This is a genomic window from Megasphaera sp. MJR8396C (assembly GCF_001546855.1).
Classification (GTDB): Bacteria; Bacillota; Negativicutes; order Veillonellales; family Megasphaeraceae; genus Megasphaera.
The window spans coordinates 14,396-29,903 of the sequence record NZ_KQ958198.1; the positions used below are offsets into that span (position 1 = coordinate 14,396).

General features: G+C 52.6%; 17 protein-coding genes and 1 riboswitch. Of the genes, 8 read left to right on the plus strand and 9 right to left on the minus strand.

The features are described from left to right. The first annotated feature begins 48 nt into the window (after positions 1-48). Positions 49-975, plus strand: coding sequence for a metal ABC transporter substrate-binding protein (locus tag HMPREF3201_RS07555; protein ID WP_062412475.1), 927 nt, complete (start codon positions 49-51; stop codon positions 973-975). A gap of 57 nt (positions 976-1,032) precedes the next feature. After that, the gene (locus HMPREF3201_RS07560; protein ID WP_062412476.1) at positions 1,033-1,764 is read left to right on the plus strand and encodes an HAD family hydrolase; all 732 of its coding nucleotides are present in this window, start codon (positions 1,033-1,035) and stop codon (positions 1,762-1,764) included. Between the two features lie 90 nt (positions 1,765-1,854). On the opposite strand, the gene HMPREF3201_RS07565 is transcribed toward HMPREF3201_RS07560, so the two are convergent. From HMPREF3201_RS07565 to HMPREF3201_RS07590, 6 genes are all read right to left on the minus strand, one after another. Then, positions 1,855-2,622: an amino acid ABC transporter ATP-binding protein gene (locus tag HMPREF3201_RS07565; protein WP_062412477.1), complete on the minus strand. Its 768-nt coding sequence runs from the start codon at positions 2,620-2,622 to the stop codon at positions 1,855-1,857. A gap of 13 nt (positions 2,623-2,635) precedes the next feature. Further along, a complete protein-coding gene (locus HMPREF3201_RS07570; RefSeq protein ID WP_062412478.1) occupies positions 2,636-3,340 on the minus strand; it encodes an amino acid ABC transporter permease in 705 nt (234 codons plus the stop codon). Then, positions 3,341-4,072: an amino acid ABC transporter permease gene (locus HMPREF3201_RS07575; protein WP_062412479.1), complete on the minus strand. Its 732-nt coding sequence runs from the start codon at positions 4,070-4,072 to the stop codon at positions 3,341-3,343. It abuts the gene before it with no gap. Between the two features lie 19 nt (positions 4,073-4,091). Next, complete coding sequence (locus HMPREF3201_RS07580; RefSeq protein ID WP_227163204.1) at positions 4,092-4,964, minus strand: transporter substrate-binding domain-containing protein; 873 nt, start codon at positions 4,962-4,964, stop codon at positions 4,092-4,094. Between the two features lie 20 nt (positions 4,965-4,984). Continuing rightward, on the minus strand, positions 4,985-5,980 hold the full coding sequence (locus HMPREF3201_RS07585) for a uroporphyrinogen decarboxylase family protein (protein ID WP_197408272.1): 996 nt from the start codon (positions 5,978-5,980) through the stop codon (positions 4,985-4,987). Positions 5,981-6,347: 367 nt separating this feature from the next. Beyond that, entirely contained in the window at positions 6,348-7,118 is a 771-nt protein-coding gene (locus HMPREF3201_RS07590) for an SDR family NAD(P)-dependent oxidoreductase (RefSeq protein ID WP_062412481.1), read from the minus strand. 197 nt (positions 7,119-7,315) lie between these two features. Here HMPREF3201_RS07590 and HMPREF3201_RS07595 point away from each other — a divergent pair, with 197 nt between their 5' ends. The 3 genes from HMPREF3201_RS07595 (at position 7,316) to HMPREF3201_RS07605 (ending at position 10,573) form a co-directional block, all read left to right on the plus strand. Further along, positions 7,316-8,665 (plus strand): MFS transporter, encoded by a 1,350-nt coding sequence (locus HMPREF3201_RS07595; protein ID WP_062412482.1) that lies wholly within the window; start codon positions 7,316-7,318, stop codon positions 8,663-8,665. A gap of 12 nt (positions 8,666-8,677) precedes the next feature. Next, positions 8,678-9,106 (plus strand): hypothetical protein, encoded by a 429-nt coding sequence (locus tag HMPREF3201_RS07600; protein WP_062412483.1) that lies wholly within the window; start codon positions 8,678-8,680, stop codon positions 9,104-9,106. Positions 9,107-9,172: 66 nt separating this feature from the next. Beyond that, positions 9,173-10,573, plus strand: a complete 1,401-nt coding sequence (locus HMPREF3201_RS07605) for an FAD-binding oxidoreductase (RefSeq protein WP_062412484.1) — start codon at positions 9,173-9,175, stop codon at positions 10,571-10,573. Between the two features lie 84 nt (positions 10,574-10,657). On the opposite strand, the gene HMPREF3201_RS07610 is transcribed toward HMPREF3201_RS07605, so the two are convergent. Continuing rightward, on the minus strand, positions 10,658-11,797 hold the full coding sequence (locus tag HMPREF3201_RS07610) for an MFS transporter (RefSeq protein WP_062412485.1): 1,140 nt from the start codon (positions 11,795-11,797) through the stop codon (positions 10,658-10,660). 274 nt (positions 11,798-12,071) lie between these two features. Further along, a riboswitch (SAM riboswitch) is annotated at positions 12,072-12,174 on the plus strand. Positions 12,175-12,260: 86 nt separating this feature from the next. On the opposite strand from HMPREF3201_RS07610, the gene HMPREF3201_RS07615 reads away from it, so the two are divergent. The 3 genes from HMPREF3201_RS07615 (at position 12,261) to HMPREF3201_RS07625 (ending at position 14,545) form a co-directional block, all read left to right on the plus strand. After that, positions 12,261-13,085, plus strand: coding sequence for a MetQ/NlpA family ABC transporter substrate-binding protein (locus HMPREF3201_RS07615; protein ID WP_062412486.1), 825 nt, complete (start codon positions 12,261-12,263; stop codon positions 13,083-13,085). Positions 13,086-13,219: 134 nt separating this feature from the next. Then, on the plus strand, positions 13,220-13,888 hold the full coding sequence (locus HMPREF3201_RS07620; protein ID WP_062412487.1) for a 3'-5' exonuclease: 669 nt from the start codon (positions 13,220-13,222) through the stop codon (positions 13,886-13,888). A gap of 54 nt (positions 13,889-13,942) precedes the next feature. Further along, the gene (locus HMPREF3201_RS07625; protein WP_062412488.1) at positions 13,943-14,545 is read left to right on the plus strand and encodes a hypothetical protein; all 603 of its coding nucleotides are present in this window, start codon (positions 13,943-13,945) and stop codon (positions 14,543-14,545) included. A 20-nt stretch (positions 14,546-14,565) separates the two neighbouring features. Here the strand turns inward: HMPREF3201_RS07625 and HMPREF3201_RS07630 are convergent, their stop codons facing one another. Both HMPREF3201_RS07630 and HMPREF3201_RS07635 read right to left on the minus strand, forming a co-directional pair. Further along, on the minus strand, positions 14,566-15,084 hold the full coding sequence (locus tag HMPREF3201_RS07630; RefSeq protein ID WP_062412489.1) for a Gx transporter family protein: 519 nt from the start codon (positions 15,082-15,084) through the stop codon (positions 14,566-14,568). Positions 15,085-15,093: 9 nt separating this feature from the next. Further along, positions 15,094-15,492 (minus strand): NusG domain II-containing protein, encoded by a 399-nt coding sequence (locus HMPREF3201_RS07635; RefSeq protein ID WP_062412490.1) that lies wholly within the window; start codon positions 15,490-15,492, stop codon positions 15,094-15,096. Positions 15,493-15,508 lie beyond the last annotated feature (16 nt).

Consider the following 15,508-nt stretch of genomic DNA (forward strand, 5'->3'; position numbering starts at 1 on the left):
AAAAAAAGGCGGCCGTGATACGATGAACGCCATAGGAGGTCGGTATCTATGTCATCTCATCACCCCCGTCGCCTAGCGCGATTCTTGCTGCTTCTGACCGCAATCATGACCATGTTGGCCCTGGCCGGCTGCGGCACGACAGCCGACGTGCCCGACGATGGAAAACTGAAGGTCGCCGTCACCTTTGACGCCTTAAAAGAATTTACCCAGGCCGTCGGCGGCGATAAAGTCGATGTTTACACCCTCATTCCCGATGGAACGGAACCTCATGAATTTCAGCCGACGACGAAGACCATTAAGCGACTCGGTCAATCGCAGCTCTTCGTGTACAACGGCCTGGGCATGGAGCCCTGGGCATCTAAAGTCGTCGATGCCGCTAAAAATACGTCGCTCCACACCGTCAATGCCTCGCAGGGCATTACGCCCATCAAACTCACCGATGAAGAAGAGGTCCACGAACACGGCGACTATGACCCGCACATCTGGCTCAGCCTGATCAACGCCCAGCAGGAAGTACGGAACATTGCTGACGCCCTGTCCGAAGCCGATCCTGCCAACAAAGGGTACTACCAGCAGAATGCCGAAAACTACAACCGCCAGCTCCAGGCCCTGCAGGACGAATATGCCGCAAAATTCAAAAAGGCGCCCCGCAAGGATTTCGTCACCGGCCACGCCGCCTTTGCCTACTTATGCCGTGACTTCGGCCTGACCCAACAAAGCGTCGAATCCGTCTTTTCCAGCGGTGAACCCAGTGCCCGCCAACTGGCTCGATTAGCCGACTACTGCCGGGCTCATAACGTAAAAACCATCTTCGTCGAAGACATGGTCAGTCCAGAAACGTCGGAAACACTGGCCCGCGAAGTCGGCGCCCGCGTCGAAACGATCCACACCATGGAAAACAGCGAAGACGGCAAATCCTACCTCGACCGCATGCGTGACAACCTGGAAAAGATTTATCAAAGCAGCCTGACTTGACAACCGGTCCGTTGACCGTTACACTGTTCCGGTAATAAAGACATACAGGAGGCTCTCATGACAACCAAAAAATACAGTGCCGTTATTTTCGACATGGACGGAACCGTCCTCAACACCTTAGATGATCTGACCGATGCGCTAAATCACGCCTTAAAAGAGACCGGCCACGATCATGCGTATACGACAGCCGATGTGCGAAATTTCTTCGGAAGCGGCGTCACCGTAGCCATCACCCGGGCCTTAGCCATCGAGCAGGGACTTGCGTCCTATGATGAACTCGAAGCCGTCGGTCAGCCTGGCGACAAGATCACGCCGCAAATCGACCTGCAGGAGGTCAGCCGTATCCAAGACCTCTATAAACCGTATTATGCGGCTCACTGCTCCGTTAAGACCGGAGAGTATGACGGCATCAACGCCATGGTCCGCCGCCTCCGTGAACAGGGTATCAAGGTCGCCGTCGTATCGAATAAGCCCGATCCGGCCGTACAAGACCTGGCTGCCGACTATTTCCCGAACCTCTTTGACAAGGTCATCGGCGAACAGCCTCAGATCCGCCGCAAACCGGCACCGGACATGGTCCAAAAAGCACTCTCCGACCTCGGCATTGCACCAAACCAGGCCGTATACGTCGGCGACTCGGAAATCGATATCCAGACGGCCCACAATTCCGGCCTCGACTGCATCAGTGTTACCTGGGGCTTTCGTCCGGCCGAATTCTTGAAGAGCCATGGCGCATCGATCCTCGTCGATAGGCCGGCAGACATCGCCGCTGTCGTCCTCGGCGACTAAGGCACGAACACCTAACTTTATACCACAAAAGACGGTCCCCGCTTCCCTATCTGACGATAGAGAAAGGGAGACCGTCTCTTTTTTTATAGGCTATTCATCTTCATCAGGGCCGTCAAAGGCAGTACAGAAGATGCGGTGCAGGAACCGCTTGGTCCGTTCTTCTTTCGGATGCTTGAAGATATCTTCCGATGAGCCTTCTTCGACAATGACGCCGTCGGCCATAAAGATGACATGAGTCGCTACGTCAGCAGCAAACTTCATTTCATGGGTGACGACGATCATCGTCGTCCCGGCTTTGGCCAAATCGCGCATGACCTTGAGCACGTCACCGACCAGTTCCGGGTCGAGGGCTGACGTCGGTTCGTCAAATAAGATGACGTCGGGACTAACGGCAATGGCCCGGGCGATACCGACGCGCTGCTGCTGACCGCCGGATAACTGGGCCGGATAGTAGTCGGCACGATCGATCATACCGACGCGCTGCAGGGCATCCCGCGCCGTCTGTTCCGCTTCCGATTTCGAAATGCCGCGGCCCGTCGTCAGGCCGAGCATGACGTTTTCTAAAACAGTCTTATTAGCAAACAGATTGTATCCCTGGAACACGAAGGCCGTCTTTTTGCGGACAGCGGCAATTTCCTTATCGGAAGGCTTGCTCAAGTCGATGTTCATGTCGGCAAATTCCATCTGCCCCTCGTCGGCCCGTTCGAGGAAGTTAAGACACCGCAGGAAGGTCGTCTTCCCCGAGCCGCTCGGCCCCAGGATGACGACGACGTCCCCTTTATTGATTTCCATATTGAGGTCCTTTAAGACCTCTACGCCGCCAAACTTTTTACGGACGTTTTTAATAGACATTAACATAGGTATTATCTCCTTACACGGCACGGAAGGCGCCGACTCGTTTTTCGGCTATGCGGTAAATGATTTGGACAATCGTGCAGACGATGATGTAAACGACGAAGACATCCAAATAGGCTTCAATATAGTTATAGCCGTACGATGCGGCGATTTTCCCGATAGCCAGCACGTCCTTAACGGTCATCAGGAAGGCCAGGGACGTACCCTTGATCAAATTCACCGTAATATTGCTGACCGCCGGCAAGGCGACGACCAGTGCCTGGGGAATGATGATCTGACGATAGGTCTGCCATTCCGTCAGCCCGATAGATACGCCCGCTTCCATCTGTCCCTTATCGATACTCATCAGGGCTGAGCGGAACACTTCGGTCAATAAGGCGATGGTATTGAGGGAAAAGACGATGACGGCATACCAGAAAGGGTTGACGCTTTCAAAGATATTAAAGGACGAGCCCATGGACTTCAAAGCGAAGTTGAGGAAACTCGGCAGCAGGCTGTACATCAGTAAAATCTGCAGGACCAGCGGCGTTCCGCGGACAAAGGATACGTAAAACCGCGTAATCCCCGCCCCCAGTTTATTCCCCCGCAGGCGGACGACGGCCATATAAAAGGAAATGGGCAGGGCGATGAGCAGTGACAGGGCCGTCAGCCCCAAGGTAACGCCGATACCGTCCCAGATCTTATAAAAAGTTTCAATCATAAAACCATAATCGAGTTCCATTTACTGCTCACCTCCTCCCGGCTGGGCATGACCCATATGAATGCCCTTGTCAAGGACACCTTCGAGAAGGGAAAAGCCCTTTTCAATGATCAGGGTCATGATCCAGTAAATGATCATACAAGCCAGATAAATTTCAATACTATAAGCACCAAAATTTTGAGCGATGATTAAATTTCCCTTACCGATCAAGTCGATGAGGCCGATCGTATAGGCCAAGGCCCCTTCTTTCAGCAGGTTAATCGTCGAATTGCCGAAATTAGGCAGGGCAATCAGGGCCGCCTGGGGCAGCATGACTTGGTAAAAAGTCTGGAACGGCGTCATGCCGATGCTGACTCCGGCTTCATACTGTCCTTTGGGTACGGCTTGATACGCCGCCCGAAAGACTTCTGAAATATAGGCTCCGAACAACAAGGTAAAAGTAATGATTGCAAACAGAGCCCGGTTCATATCATTGATATCATAATCCGTCATCGATTCTATCAGCTTGGGCAGTCCATAAAAGACAATGAACAGCAGCACGATAGGCGGGGTACACTTCATAATATAAGTGTACCCGTGCGCCAGCCAGCGCAAAACCCGGCTGCGGCCGAGTTTTGCCCAGGTCAGGCCCATCCCCAAGAGGGAACCTAAGACGATGCTTGAAACGGCTACCAGCAGCGTTACCGATAGATACGACAATAAATCCGGCATAACCGAGAAGATAACAGACGGATTAAACACTCGTGTATCCATCAAACGTCCTCCTTAGCCTTTACTGCGTAATATAGTTAGAAAGGCTTTCGCCAAAGTATTTCTGTTCCAGTTCGGCAATCTTGCCTTCCTTGCGAAGTTCATCGATGGCCTGGTCGACTTCGTCAGCCAATTTCTGTTCCTTCTTGTTGAACAAGGGGTAGGTCGGAATGCCTTTATAGCGGATGTAGGTCAGGCTGTCGTTGAACTTGTGGTACGGCGCATCGTCTTTAACGATGTTGTTCTTATAGCTCAGTTCAACTTCGAGGTAGCCGTCATAGCGGCCTTCCATGACCCAGCTGTATGCGTCAGCAATCTGGAAGGCTTCCGACGACTGGAGCTTGATCTGTTTATCGGGATGATCCTTATTGTAATCTTCGATGACCATGTAACGGGCATCCTGAGGCGCGATCGGAACGAGCTTGCCGCTGTACTGGGCAAAGGAATCCATGTCATGGATCTTATCTGCGTCGGCTTTACGGATGACTAAGCCGATGACACTGGCACCGATGTAGTTTTTCGGGAAGATATATTTCTTTTCCCGGGCAGCCGTTTTCCAGATGCCTTTGGTACCGATGGTATATTTACCTGATTCGACGCCGATGAGCAGGTCATCGTCCGAGGTCGGGGTAAACTTCCAGGTATACTGGGGCAGCTTCTTAGCTACTTCCTGCATGACAGCGACTTCAAAGCCGTCGGGTTCGCCCTTATCATTGACGAAATCATAAGGCACGTAGTAGTTGGTAAAGGCTACGTTGACGACCTTTTTCTGGCCGTCTCCGCCGCCGGCGGCAGAATCGCTCTGTTTACCGCAGCCAGCAAGGACTGCTGCTACGACACCGACTAATGCTGCCGTCAAGACGGCTTTCCCTAACTTCTTCATGGTAAACTTCATTTTCATCTTCCTCTCTCTGCCTATCGGGCAGCTTCACGAACCCACTCAAAATGCTTCCAATCAATATCACGCGGAACGGTGCAGTCAGCGCCAAGGAGGACGCCCTGACGGCCGGCTTCGGCCAAAATCCGCTTCGTTTCAGCCTGAATTTCTTCTTTCGAGCCCTTATACAACAATTCAGAATCCAAGTTGCCAAAACCGCCTAACGCCGGTCGATTGTTGAGGATTTTCCGGCCTTCCGGAATGGGAACGCCTTCGACGACAACGGCCCAGTTTACGGTCTTTACATCGTAATCTTTATATAAGGAAAGGTCATTTCGATGACCGGCATAGCCGCAGATGTGGAGGATATTGTAATCGCTGACGCTGTTGGCAGCGGCTAAGATTTCTTTTTCCCCCGGTTCCAAGACTTCTTTATAGAGTTCCGGCGAAATGCCCAGTAAATTCTGGAGGCTGAAGTAAATGCCGGTGACACCGCCTTCAGTGATCAGGCGTTTAGCCAATTTTGCCAAATCATGAGAAATGACGTCCAGCCCCTGGCGCACGGCCTTGGGGTCTTCCTTCACGGCATTGGCCAGGAAGGCTTCGCTTTCATCGAGATTGGCCTGCATGAATTTGACCGTCGTGCCGGCACAGAACACGTTGAAGAACATGGCCAGTTCATCGCCATAGCGCTTCGTAAGGCGTTTGGCATAGTCGATCTGCTGGGTAAACCACTTGTCGTCATCGGCTAAGGGTTTAATGTTCTTAAAATCGGCAGCCGTCTTCAGATGCTTGGCCGTTTCATTTTCATAGGGGAAAAAGCCGTCGGTCATGATTTTGACGAAGTCCGGTTTGGCTTCATCGATATACCGGGTCTGGCCGGCAAAGACTTTTTCCATCAATTCGGGATGTTCAAAGGAGTTGGCATGAATTTCATCGTCTAAAAAATGAAACCAAAACCCAGAAGGTACGCGTTCGACCTGTTTTCCATCCATCGCTGCTAAGACTAATTCTTTTTTACTTTGTGTCATCATAAATCCCCCTGCGCTGCAATATTGAATACTTCAGAAAATCATACAAAAAAAGCCGCCCATCTCATCAACAGAGACGGCGGACCGCGGTTCCACTCTGAATTGCAGCCTATGGCTGCCACTCGAAACCGGTAACGTCGGTAATACGGGATGACATACTCAATTCCTTCATCCTGCTCCCAAATGCATTCCACCATAATCCAAGGCCGAACGGGCTTTCAGCCGGTGACCCGTCTTCTCTGTTGTCTCATCCTATGTGTACTTGTTTTGGTCATTGCATTTCTCAATGTCTACAACAATAGTACACTTTAAAATATCCCTTGTCAAGTATAGTTTCAAAAAAGTTTTTTTATATTTCGTAAAAAATAGATCAGTCGCCGTAAGAGTAACCCGGGTTCAAGGTCACGTTGCGGCCGCCCGATACTTCGATGACGGCGGCATTCATATAAGAGGCCTGCTGGCTTGCCAAAAAGACGATGGGGCCGGCAATTTCTTCGGGGCTTGCGGGCCGGCGCTGGAGGCATTCTTTGACTTGCTTTTGAAGTTCATCGTCATCGATAGTGGCAGCAACCAAGGGCGTCAGGGTGAAACCCGGCATGATGGCCAAGACGCGGATGCCCTTGGCCGCCACTTCCCCGGCCAGGGTATTGGTATAGTTTACGACGGCAGCCTTCATGGCCCCGTACAGCGTCGCCCGTCCCGATGTCGCACAGCGGGCGGCTAAGGACGATACGTTGATGATGACGCCGCCCTGCTTTTCTAAAAAGGGAATGGCGGCCTGACTTCCCATGACGACAGATTTGAAATTGACGGCGTAGTGGGCATCTATTTCAGCAGCCGTATACCACGCCCCCTTTCGGGCGAAGGAAGCACCGACATTATTGACCCAGACATCGATGTGACCGAAATGATCGTAAACGGCCCCGGCAAAAGCCGTGACCTCGCCCTCATCGGTCATGTCCGCCCGATAGGCAAAGACATCCCCACCCAGGGCCTTCACCGCATCATCGAGCAGTTCCTGCCGACGGCCGCAGACGGCAACCGAGGCGCCTTCCTGCAAAAAGGCCTTGGCCGTCGCCAAACCGATGCCGGCCGTCCCGCCGGTAACGACGACGACCTTGCCCTGAAGTCCTAAATCCATGTAAATCCCTCCTTTTTCGACAATTTTTCTTTTACTATACCATAAATCTCCAAGTTCTACATCTCTTATCACGAGAAAAATTCATTTTTCAAGAGGACAAAGTTTTTTATAAGTTGCGTTTTTTTAATAAACAATTCACCCTGACCGCATATACTGGTATAATGTATCTATGACAGTGACATTTGTGAGGTGCAGCGATGACGACAGAAAAGCGTATTTTTTATTCGATTTGCCTGATAAGTTTTGTCGGCCCTTTTCTGTCTACGTCGATCAACATCGCCATTCCGGTCATGGCCGATCAGTTCGGCACGACGCCGGACCGCATGAGTTGGGTCGTGACCTTGTTTCTGATGACGACGGCGGCCTTCCTCCTTCCCTTAGGGAAGGTATCGGACGTCCACGGTCGGCGGCGAACGTACACCGTCTCCTTGATCATGCTGGCTCTGACATCGATAGCGGCGGCCCTGGCCCCGACACTTCCCATCCTCATTGGGCTGCGGGCCCTTCAGGGGATTGCCCTGGCCGGCATCTACGTATCCTATATGCCGCTGCTCCTGGCTACGACCGATGAATCCCGTCAGGGACACATCATCGGCCAGTCCGTAGCCTTGACCTATCTCGGCCTCTCGTTGGGGCCGGTCATCGGCGGCGCCGTGACGGAATTTATTGGCTGGCGCTGTATCTTCATCTTGGCAGCCCTACTGGTCCTCCTGTCCTACCTTCTCATCCGCCCCGTCAAAGCGGAATGGTATGAAAACGGAGCGCCCTTTGTCAATGCCATCAGCTCAGTCCTATCCATCAGCGCCATTCTCTGCACCTTATACGGACTGTCATCCTTTTCAGACAACAGCTTTTTCTTTTATGCAGGCCTCGTCCTTTCGGTCATCTTCGTCGTTCACGAAGGCCGGTCGTTCCATCCGCTCCTGCCGCTTTACTTATTTCGAAGCCTGACCTTTTCCATGTCCAACCTGGCAGCGCTCATCCAGTACAGTGCGACCTATGCCGTTTCCTTTCTGCTGTCGCTCTACCTGCAGGTCATCCTCGGCCTCACGCCGGCCGTCTCAGGGGCCGTCTTATTGATCCAGCCCCTGGTCATGGCCTTATTGTCGCCACGGGCCGGTGATTTATCCGATACGTACGGCCCGCGGGGCATTGCCTCCCTCGGCCTGTTCCTGACGGCACCGGGCCTCTTGGTCTTTGCCGTCTTTCCCGATATTTCCATCGGCCAAACGGCACTCTGCCTGGCTGTCATCGGCATGGGAGCCGCCTTATTCGGGGCCCCTAACAACAGTGCCATCATGGGATCTGTCAAAAAAATGCATCACGGCATCGCTTCGAGTGTATTAGCCCTGTCCCGCAATTTGGGCCAGGCCTTCAGCATGGCCGCCGTCACCTTCATCATGACGAGCGAAACGAGTCAGGCCGCAGTCTATAAGGACGGCGTCTTAAACACCCTGCATATCGCTTTTATCCTGTTGTCTGTCCTCTGCTTTTTCGCCGCCCTGGCCTCCCTGGCCCGCGGCCGTTCTGTTCAAAAACACCATTAGGAGGTACTTTTTATGAAAAAACAAGTTATCGCAGCTGTAACCATCGCATCCCTTCTCGGTTTTGCCGGAGGCACTGCCGTACAGGCCTTCAACCTCGGTTCTATTTTGAAAGTAGGCGGTATCTCCGTCCTGGTATCCAAATACGGCGATTCCATCAACGACTTCCTCAATAAACTGCTCATGAAGAACGGCGTCGGCACGGACTACGCCACGAAAGTCGTCCCCATCCTCAGTGTCGGCACGGGCAAATACATCGGTGCCGTCCAGGTCGTCGGACCGACGGAACAGGTTGATAAGGTAAAAGCCGTCGCCCAGCTCGAAGGTACTTTTAACGGCATCGCCCGTGCCAACGCCTTGATTCCTATCGAATCGTTAAGCGTCAGCAATCTGAGCCGTGTCCAGGGTGTCGGCGTCTCGGCCACGATCGACTTTAAATTCTAAATGCCTTCCCTAAGCGCGGTTGGCGTGGTAGAATAAGACAACACAATTTAAAGGAGGCTCCCTTTTGTGAAAAACTTTCAACCTATCACGCCTGAAATCATTGAAAAATTAAAGGCCATCACGGGCCCGACATACGTCAAGACCGACCGCGACCTGCTCTTACAGTACCAGACGGACTACGAAACGAATCCGGCCATGTTCCACGTACCGGACGCCGCCGTCTTACCGGCCAACGCCGAAGAAATTGCGGCCATCGTCAAGCTTGCCAACGAGCACGACTTTCCCATTACCGTCCGCAGCGGCGGCACCAGTCTTGCCGACGGGGCCATTCCCGTCTGCGGCGGCCTGGTCCTGTGCATGGACCGCCTCAATAAGATCATCGAACTCAACGAAGAAGGCATGTACATGACCGTTGAAGCCGGCGTGCGCACGATTGACCTGCAGAACGAAGCCAAAAAAGTCGGCCTCATGTATGCCGGCGACCCGTCGAGTGCTGAAAGCAGCCTCATCGGCGGCAACCTGGCAACCAATGCCGGCGGCCTTCGCGCCGTCCGTTACGGCGTCACCCGCGACCAGGTCTACTGCCTGGAAGTCGTCACCCCGACGGGCGACATCGTCGAATGCGGCCGCATCCTCAAAAAGAGTTCGACAGGCTACGACTTGGAACAGCTCATCATCGGCAGCGAAGGAACCCTGGGCATCATCACCAAGGTGACGGTAAAGCTCATTCCCCTGCCGCCGTATCGTTTCGATGTCCTGGCCGTCTACACCGATCCGCGCAAGGCCCTTCACATGGTGCCGAAACTGATGAAGGCCGGCATCGATCCGACCAGCGTCGAATATATGGATAACTCTTACGTCCGCGGCTGTGCCGACTACTGCCATTACAAGGACATGCCGCATTACGAAGACGGCATTTACGTCATCATCACCGTCGAAACCTTCCAGGAAGACGAACTGGACACCAAGATGGATACGGTCTGCACGATCTGCGAAGAATCGGGTGCCGTAAACGTCCTGGAAGCCGATAACCGCGTTTGGAATATGCGCCGCAACTGCCAGACCTCGGTCGAGCTGCAGAGCAAGGTATTCCTGACCGACGACGTCGTCGTTCCCGTCCACAAGATTGCCGGAACGATTGAAAAGATCATGGATATCGGCCAAAATTACCCCTTCGAAGTCAAGATAAACGCCCACATCGGCGACGGCAACCTGCACATCGTCCTCTGCAAGATGGATATGAGCGACGAAGAGTGGGAACGAAACGTCGAAGAATTCCATCAGCAAGTATACGCCTATGCCTATAGTGTCGGCGGCCGCCTGGCCGGTGAACACGGAATCGGCGCTAAAAAGCTGAAATATATGGAACAGTTCACGCCAAAGGGCGAACTGACCATCATGAAGACCATCAAGCGGGCCCTCGACCCGAAAGGGATCTTAAATCCGGGAAAAGTCATCGACGCATAAAAAATACGCTCCTATGAGAAATAGCTCATAGGGGCGTATTTTTATGTCCGGACAAAAGACGATGTCAGATAGCCAAAATACCTTTTATTCTTTTACGATTTTCAATGAAATCCCGGCCATGACGACCAAGAGGATCGTGACCAAACTGAAAGAAGCGTACAGCGAGTACGTCCGTCCGATAAAGCCCAATACAGCCGGAGCAAGGAGGATACCGGCGTAACCGATGGTGCTTACGGAAGAGACGGCATCGGCAACGGGCATTACCTTCTGGCGTCCCAGGACGGAATAAAAAATGGGGACCGTATTGGCCGTACCGAGACCGATCAAGATAAAGCACAGGAAGAGCAGCCAGCCTTCACTGATCGTGAGCAGGCCGATGAAACCTACAAATGCAATGGGCAGGGACAACGATAAAAGGCGCCGCGGCCCCCAATGCATGGTCAGCGTATCACCTGCCAGGCGGGTAATAAAGGAAGCTGCCGTAAACAGGGTCAAGCCCAGGCCCGACCGAGAAATATCAATGCCTTTTTCAAGGGTCATGAAGACGCCGCTCCAGTCATCGATAGCCCCTTCGACGAGGAAGGCAATCATGCAGATAATACCGATGACGGCGATTTGCCCTTTCGGCCGGATGAAGTGCGGCCGCCCTTGAGCCGCCTGGCGTTCATTATGTAAGTGCGGCGCAAAAAATACGACGCAGGCGATGATGACGGCGGAACTGGCAAAGGCTACGCCCCGCCAGGGAAGTTGGAATTGGAGGAGGAAGGCGAAAAAGGCGGCGCCCATAAAATTTCCCAGCGACCACATGGCCTGCAGGCCGGACATGATCCGCGTCTTCACCTTGCGTTCGATAAAGATGCCGTTGATGTTGACGACGACATCCATGAGACCTAGAGAAGCGCCGAGACAGACGGCCGTAAAGACAGCCAAGCCATAGACCGGCATATAGCATAAGAGGTTCAAAAAAGCGGCGATGCACAGTCCGGCAATGGTCAGCGAACGGCGGCAGCCCAGGCGGGCAGCGATAGTCCCAGCCATCATCATCATGATCAGGGCGCCAAGGCCGATACCCAGTAAGAGAAATCCTAAATGGTCGGCCGGGATATCCAGATTCCGCTTCAAGAAAGGTATGAGCGACGCCCAGGTCGTAAATCCGAAGCCGCCCAGAAAGTAAAAGGCCTTCGCCGAATAAATCTGCCAATGTAATCCCCGTTCATGCTGCATATCTTATCACCTCGACATTATCTGCACAAAAAAGCTGGATAAAAAACCACAACAGACCGACTGCCCTTGTTCGACCTGCAAATATACGGACTTGCAGGTCCTCCGGACAATGGCTGCTGGGACATCTTATCCAGCCTGATACAATACGGGTATAAAGCCCTCCGATGAGTGACTCCATTATAACATGAGGTCAAAAAATTCTCAAGAAAGGCAAAAAAGACCTTGACAGTGTATCCTCCGAATGGTACTATATACACCATCAACAATACATTGTCTTTCATCAAGAGCAGCCGAGGGAATGGCCCGATGACGCTGCGGCAACCCCCAATCGGGATAGGTGCCAAGTCCAGCGGTATATGATTACCGGCAGATGAACCCATCGCAATCCGAGCCGTCATCTGCATGACGGCTTTTCTTTTTGACCGACAACTTCCATTTCACCTTCAGAAAGGATATGATTCACATGAAGATAACTGTAAAAAAAGTCTTTGCTGCCCTCCTGATTGCAACGGCCTGCCTGGCCGTCGCCGGCTGCGGTTCGTCCTCCGATTCCGCCTCCTCCGGTGACAAGAAAGAAATCAAAGTCGGCGTCACGGCCGGCCCCCATGCCGAAGTCATGGAAGAAGTCGCTAAAGAAGCTGCCAAACAGGGCCTTGACATCAAAGTCGTCGAATTCAACGACTACGTCCAGCCCAATAAGGCCCTGGCCGACGGAGACCTCGACATGAACTCCATGCAGCATCAGCCCTACCTCGATAATGTCGTCCAAAAACAAGGCTTGAAACTCGTCTCCATCGGCAAGACGATCATCCTGCCCATGGCCATCTATTCCCATAAATATAAAGACCTCAAAGACGTCGCCGACGGCGCTAAGGTCACCATCCCCAACGATCCGACCAACGGCGCCCGTGCCCTGCTCTTACTCCAGCAGGCCGGCCTGATTACCTTGAAGAACGGCAACTCCGTAGACGCTTCGGTAACGGATATTACGGCCAACCCGAAAAATCTCCAGTTCGTCGAACTCGATGCCGCTCAGATTCCCCGTTCGCTTGACGATACGGATCTGGCCTGCGTCAACACCAACTACGCCATCCCGGCCGGTCTGAATCCGCAGAAAGATTCGCTCCTCGTCGAATCGAAGGACTCGCCGTATGCCAACGTCCTCGTCGTTCGCCAGGGCGATGAAAACAATGAAACGTATAAGAAAGTCCTGGCCATCTACCAGTCCGAACCGATCAAGAAGTTCATCGAAGATCACTTCCAGGGAACGATTCTCCCGGCATTCTAATCAAAGGCCGAGAGACCCTATTTCCTCAAAAAAGAGGGTCATAACCGGGCCTCGTGCAGAATATCTGATGCACGAGGCCTTTTTATTATGGTATAATAAAAATTATCATCATGAATCAGAAAGGAGCCTGACATATGAAAGCAGTATTCGTCGACTTCGAGATGAACCCCATCGGGCGCGATCAAAAAGAAGCGCGCCGGACGTGTAAGGGAGAAATCATCGAAATCGGTGCCGTCAAGATAGACGAAGAAGGCAATGAAATCGCAGCATACAAAGAATACGTCATGCCGGAATACACGACGGCCATGAATCAGACTTGTCAAGAATTGACGGGCATTACCATGGAAATGTTAAAGGGAAAGCCCCATTTCACCGAAGCTTTCGACCACTTTCTCACCTGGTGTAATGAAGGCTGTCCGAACGATTACGAAATGTATGCCTGGAGCGAAAACGACTGGCGTCAGCTCGACAGCGAACTCCGCCTCAAAATCGCCAATGCCAAAGAAGATGAGCGCGTCCGCTGGATGCTCGAACACTGGCAGAATTTCCAGCAGATTTACTGCAATCTCCTGGGCCTGGATAACGTCATATCCCTCGATAAAGCGGTCAGCACCCTTGGCGAAACCTTCGACGGCCAAATGCACGACGCCTTGTGGGATGCCCGCAATACTTCAAAACTATATGTATTATCCAAAAAGAGTGACGAATTCCGCCACATCATGCAGCCCATCATCGACGCTACGAAAGTGACCGGGCCCCTTACCTTTTCACTGGCCGACGCCTTTCGCGAAGCCCGTAAGTAACCGTACCGAAGGGTACGGCATGCAGCCTGAAAGCTATATTCTGTGAGGTATGCTATGATTCACACCCGAATTCGATTTCTGATTCTGATTGTACTGCTGCCCATTTTGGCCCTTACCTTAACGGCCTGCTATACTATCACCTTAAAAGAAACACGTGTCGACGGCATCGGTTCGGCCATTTCCGTGAAACTCCCAGGCAATCTGCAGCGCCTCGACCTGCCCATTCCCGTGCCCCCGACGGCCAAGCCTTACTATGAAGGCAGCCGCCTCTACGGCGAGCTCGATGCCGGCCTTTCCATTGCCGTTTACACCACTCGTGTCGACATAAAAACAATGGCTACTGACCTCCAGCTTAAAGAGGATGAAGCCGTCCGTCACCATTTGAACGGGACCATCGAGACGGCGTCGAAGGCCGTCTTATCGCAGATCAATGCCGAAGATATCTCTACCAGCCAGGAAGAAACGACCTTCCAGGGCCTGCCGGCCATCATACAGACGGCCACCTTTACCCGCGAAAAAAAATCCATGCGAGCCCGCCTGCTTGGATTTTCTGACGGGCCCGTGACCTGGATCGTCGTCGTCGCCTGTGACAGTGATAAAGAGGATAAGATAAAATTAGCGGACGAAGTCTTAGACTCCGTCCGCTTACAGCCTTAAGGCCATCGTACCTTATGTAATTATTCCTGCATCCTTTTATAGACCGGCAATTTTTTCAAATGACGGAGGGTAAACACCGACGTAAGGCCGATGAGAAGCCCTGTCCCCGCCCCGGCTACCGCTAAAATCGGCAAGTAGAGCATGATTTTAAGATTGGCCACGACCAAAGAGGCGACGATGACCTGGCCCAGGTTGTGGAAAATCCCACCGGCCATGCTGACGCCGAGGATGGAAAACTTCCCAGCCTCCTTGAGGAGGAGCATGACGCCCAAACTGAGGATGGCCCCGGCCACACTGTAAAAGAAGGCGTTGATGCCGCCGCCAAAGGCCGCTGCCAAGAGGACGCGAACGAAAAGAATAAGGCAGACATCTCGTTTTCTCGGCAGGGAGTACATGGCAATGACGGTAATCAAATTGGCCAGTCCCAATTTAGCTCCCGGTGCAATGAAGGGAACGGGCAGCATGCCTTCGACGATATATAAGACTAAGGACTGAGCAATGAACAGGCTCAGCATGATGATGCGAAACGTTTTTTTCATGAGTCACCTCTAATGGGCCGGAATGACATCCGGTTCGCCGCCTCCGGCAGACTTGACTTCGATCAATACCTTATGAGGCAGGCAGACGACGGTCGCACCGGGCCGGCTGACAAAACCCTCACTGATACAGATTTTATCGGGGCAGTCCGCTTCGACGATGCCAATGGTATCGTCTTTGACGACGACCAGATTATACCCATCATCCGTCTTGATAGGAATCGTATCCGTTCCCTGATGACCTGATAAGGGGACTTCCTTATATACTTTGCCGTCGACCTGGATGACCGCATACGTACGGTCAACAGCGGCATCATTCCCCGTCATGTAAAAGATGCCTTCCGGAATCAGGGATAAGACGAGGAGGACAGCAACGAGAAGAATATCCCATTTATTAATGATTTGTTTCATATGTTTTCCAGACTGA

What these genes read in the sequence shown, in the direction of transcription:
- HMPREF3201_RS07635 (WP_062412490.1), bottom strand. Translation starts at nt 15,492, where the DNA reads ATGAAACAAATCATTAATAAATGGGATATTCTTCTCGTTGCTGTCCTC.
- HMPREF3201_RS07590 (WP_062412481.1), bottom strand. Translation starts at nt 7,118, where the DNA reads ATGGATTTAGGACTTCAGGGCAAGGTCGTCGTCGTTACCGGCGGGACG.
- HMPREF3201_RS07620 (WP_062412487.1), top strand. Translation starts at nt 13,220, where the DNA reads ATGAAAGCAGTATTCGTCGACTTCGAGATGAACCCCATCGGGCGCGAT.
- HMPREF3201_RS07600 (WP_062412483.1), top strand. Translation starts at nt 8,678, where the DNA reads ATGAAAAAACAAGTTATCGCAGCTGTAACCATCGCATCCCTTCTCGGT.
- HMPREF3201_RS07625 (WP_062412488.1), top strand. Translation starts at nt 13,943, where the DNA reads ATGATTCACACCCGAATTCGATTTCTGATTCTGATTGTACTGCTGCCC.
- HMPREF3201_RS07565 (WP_062412477.1), bottom strand. Translation starts at nt 2,622, where the DNA reads ATGTTAATGTCTATTAAAAACGTCCGTAAAAAGTTTGGCGGCGTAGAG.
- HMPREF3201_RS07575 (WP_062412479.1), bottom strand. Translation starts at nt 4,072, where the DNA reads ATGGATACACGAGTGTTTAATCCGTCTGTTATCTTCTCGGTTATGCCG.
- HMPREF3201_RS07595 (WP_062412482.1), top strand. Translation starts at nt 7,316, where the DNA reads ATGACGACAGAAAAGCGTATTTTTTATTCGATTTGCCTGATAAGTTTT.
- HMPREF3201_RS07630 (WP_062412489.1), bottom strand. Translation starts at nt 15,084, where the DNA reads ATGAAAAAAACGTTTCGCATCATCATGCTGAGCCTGTTCATTGCTCAG.
- HMPREF3201_RS07585 (WP_197408272.1), bottom strand. Translation starts at nt 5,980, where the DNA reads ATGATGACACAAAGTAAAAAAGAATTAGTCTTAGCAGCGATGGATGGA.
- HMPREF3201_RS07580 (WP_227163204.1), bottom strand. Translation starts at nt 4,964, where the DNA reads ATGAAGTTTACCATGAAGAAGTTAGGGAAAGCCGTCTTGACGGCAGCA.
- HMPREF3201_RS07560 (WP_062412476.1), top strand. Translation starts at nt 1,033, where the DNA reads ATGACAACCAAAAAATACAGTGCCGTTATTTTCGACATGGACGGAACC.
- HMPREF3201_RS07570 (WP_062412478.1), bottom strand. Translation starts at nt 3,340, where the DNA reads ATGGAACTCGATTATGGTTTTATGATTGAAACTTTTTATAAGATCTGG.
- HMPREF3201_RS07610 (WP_062412485.1), bottom strand. Translation starts at nt 11,797, where the DNA reads ATGCAGCATGAACGGGGATTACATTGGCAGATTTATTCGGCGAAGGCC.
- HMPREF3201_RS07555 (WP_062412475.1), top strand. Translation starts at nt 49, where the DNA reads ATGTCATCTCATCACCCCCGTCGCCTAGCGCGATTCTTGCTGCTTCTG.
- HMPREF3201_RS07615 (WP_062412486.1), top strand. Translation starts at nt 12,261, where the DNA reads ATGAAGATAACTGTAAAAAAAGTCTTTGCTGCCCTCCTGATTGCAACG.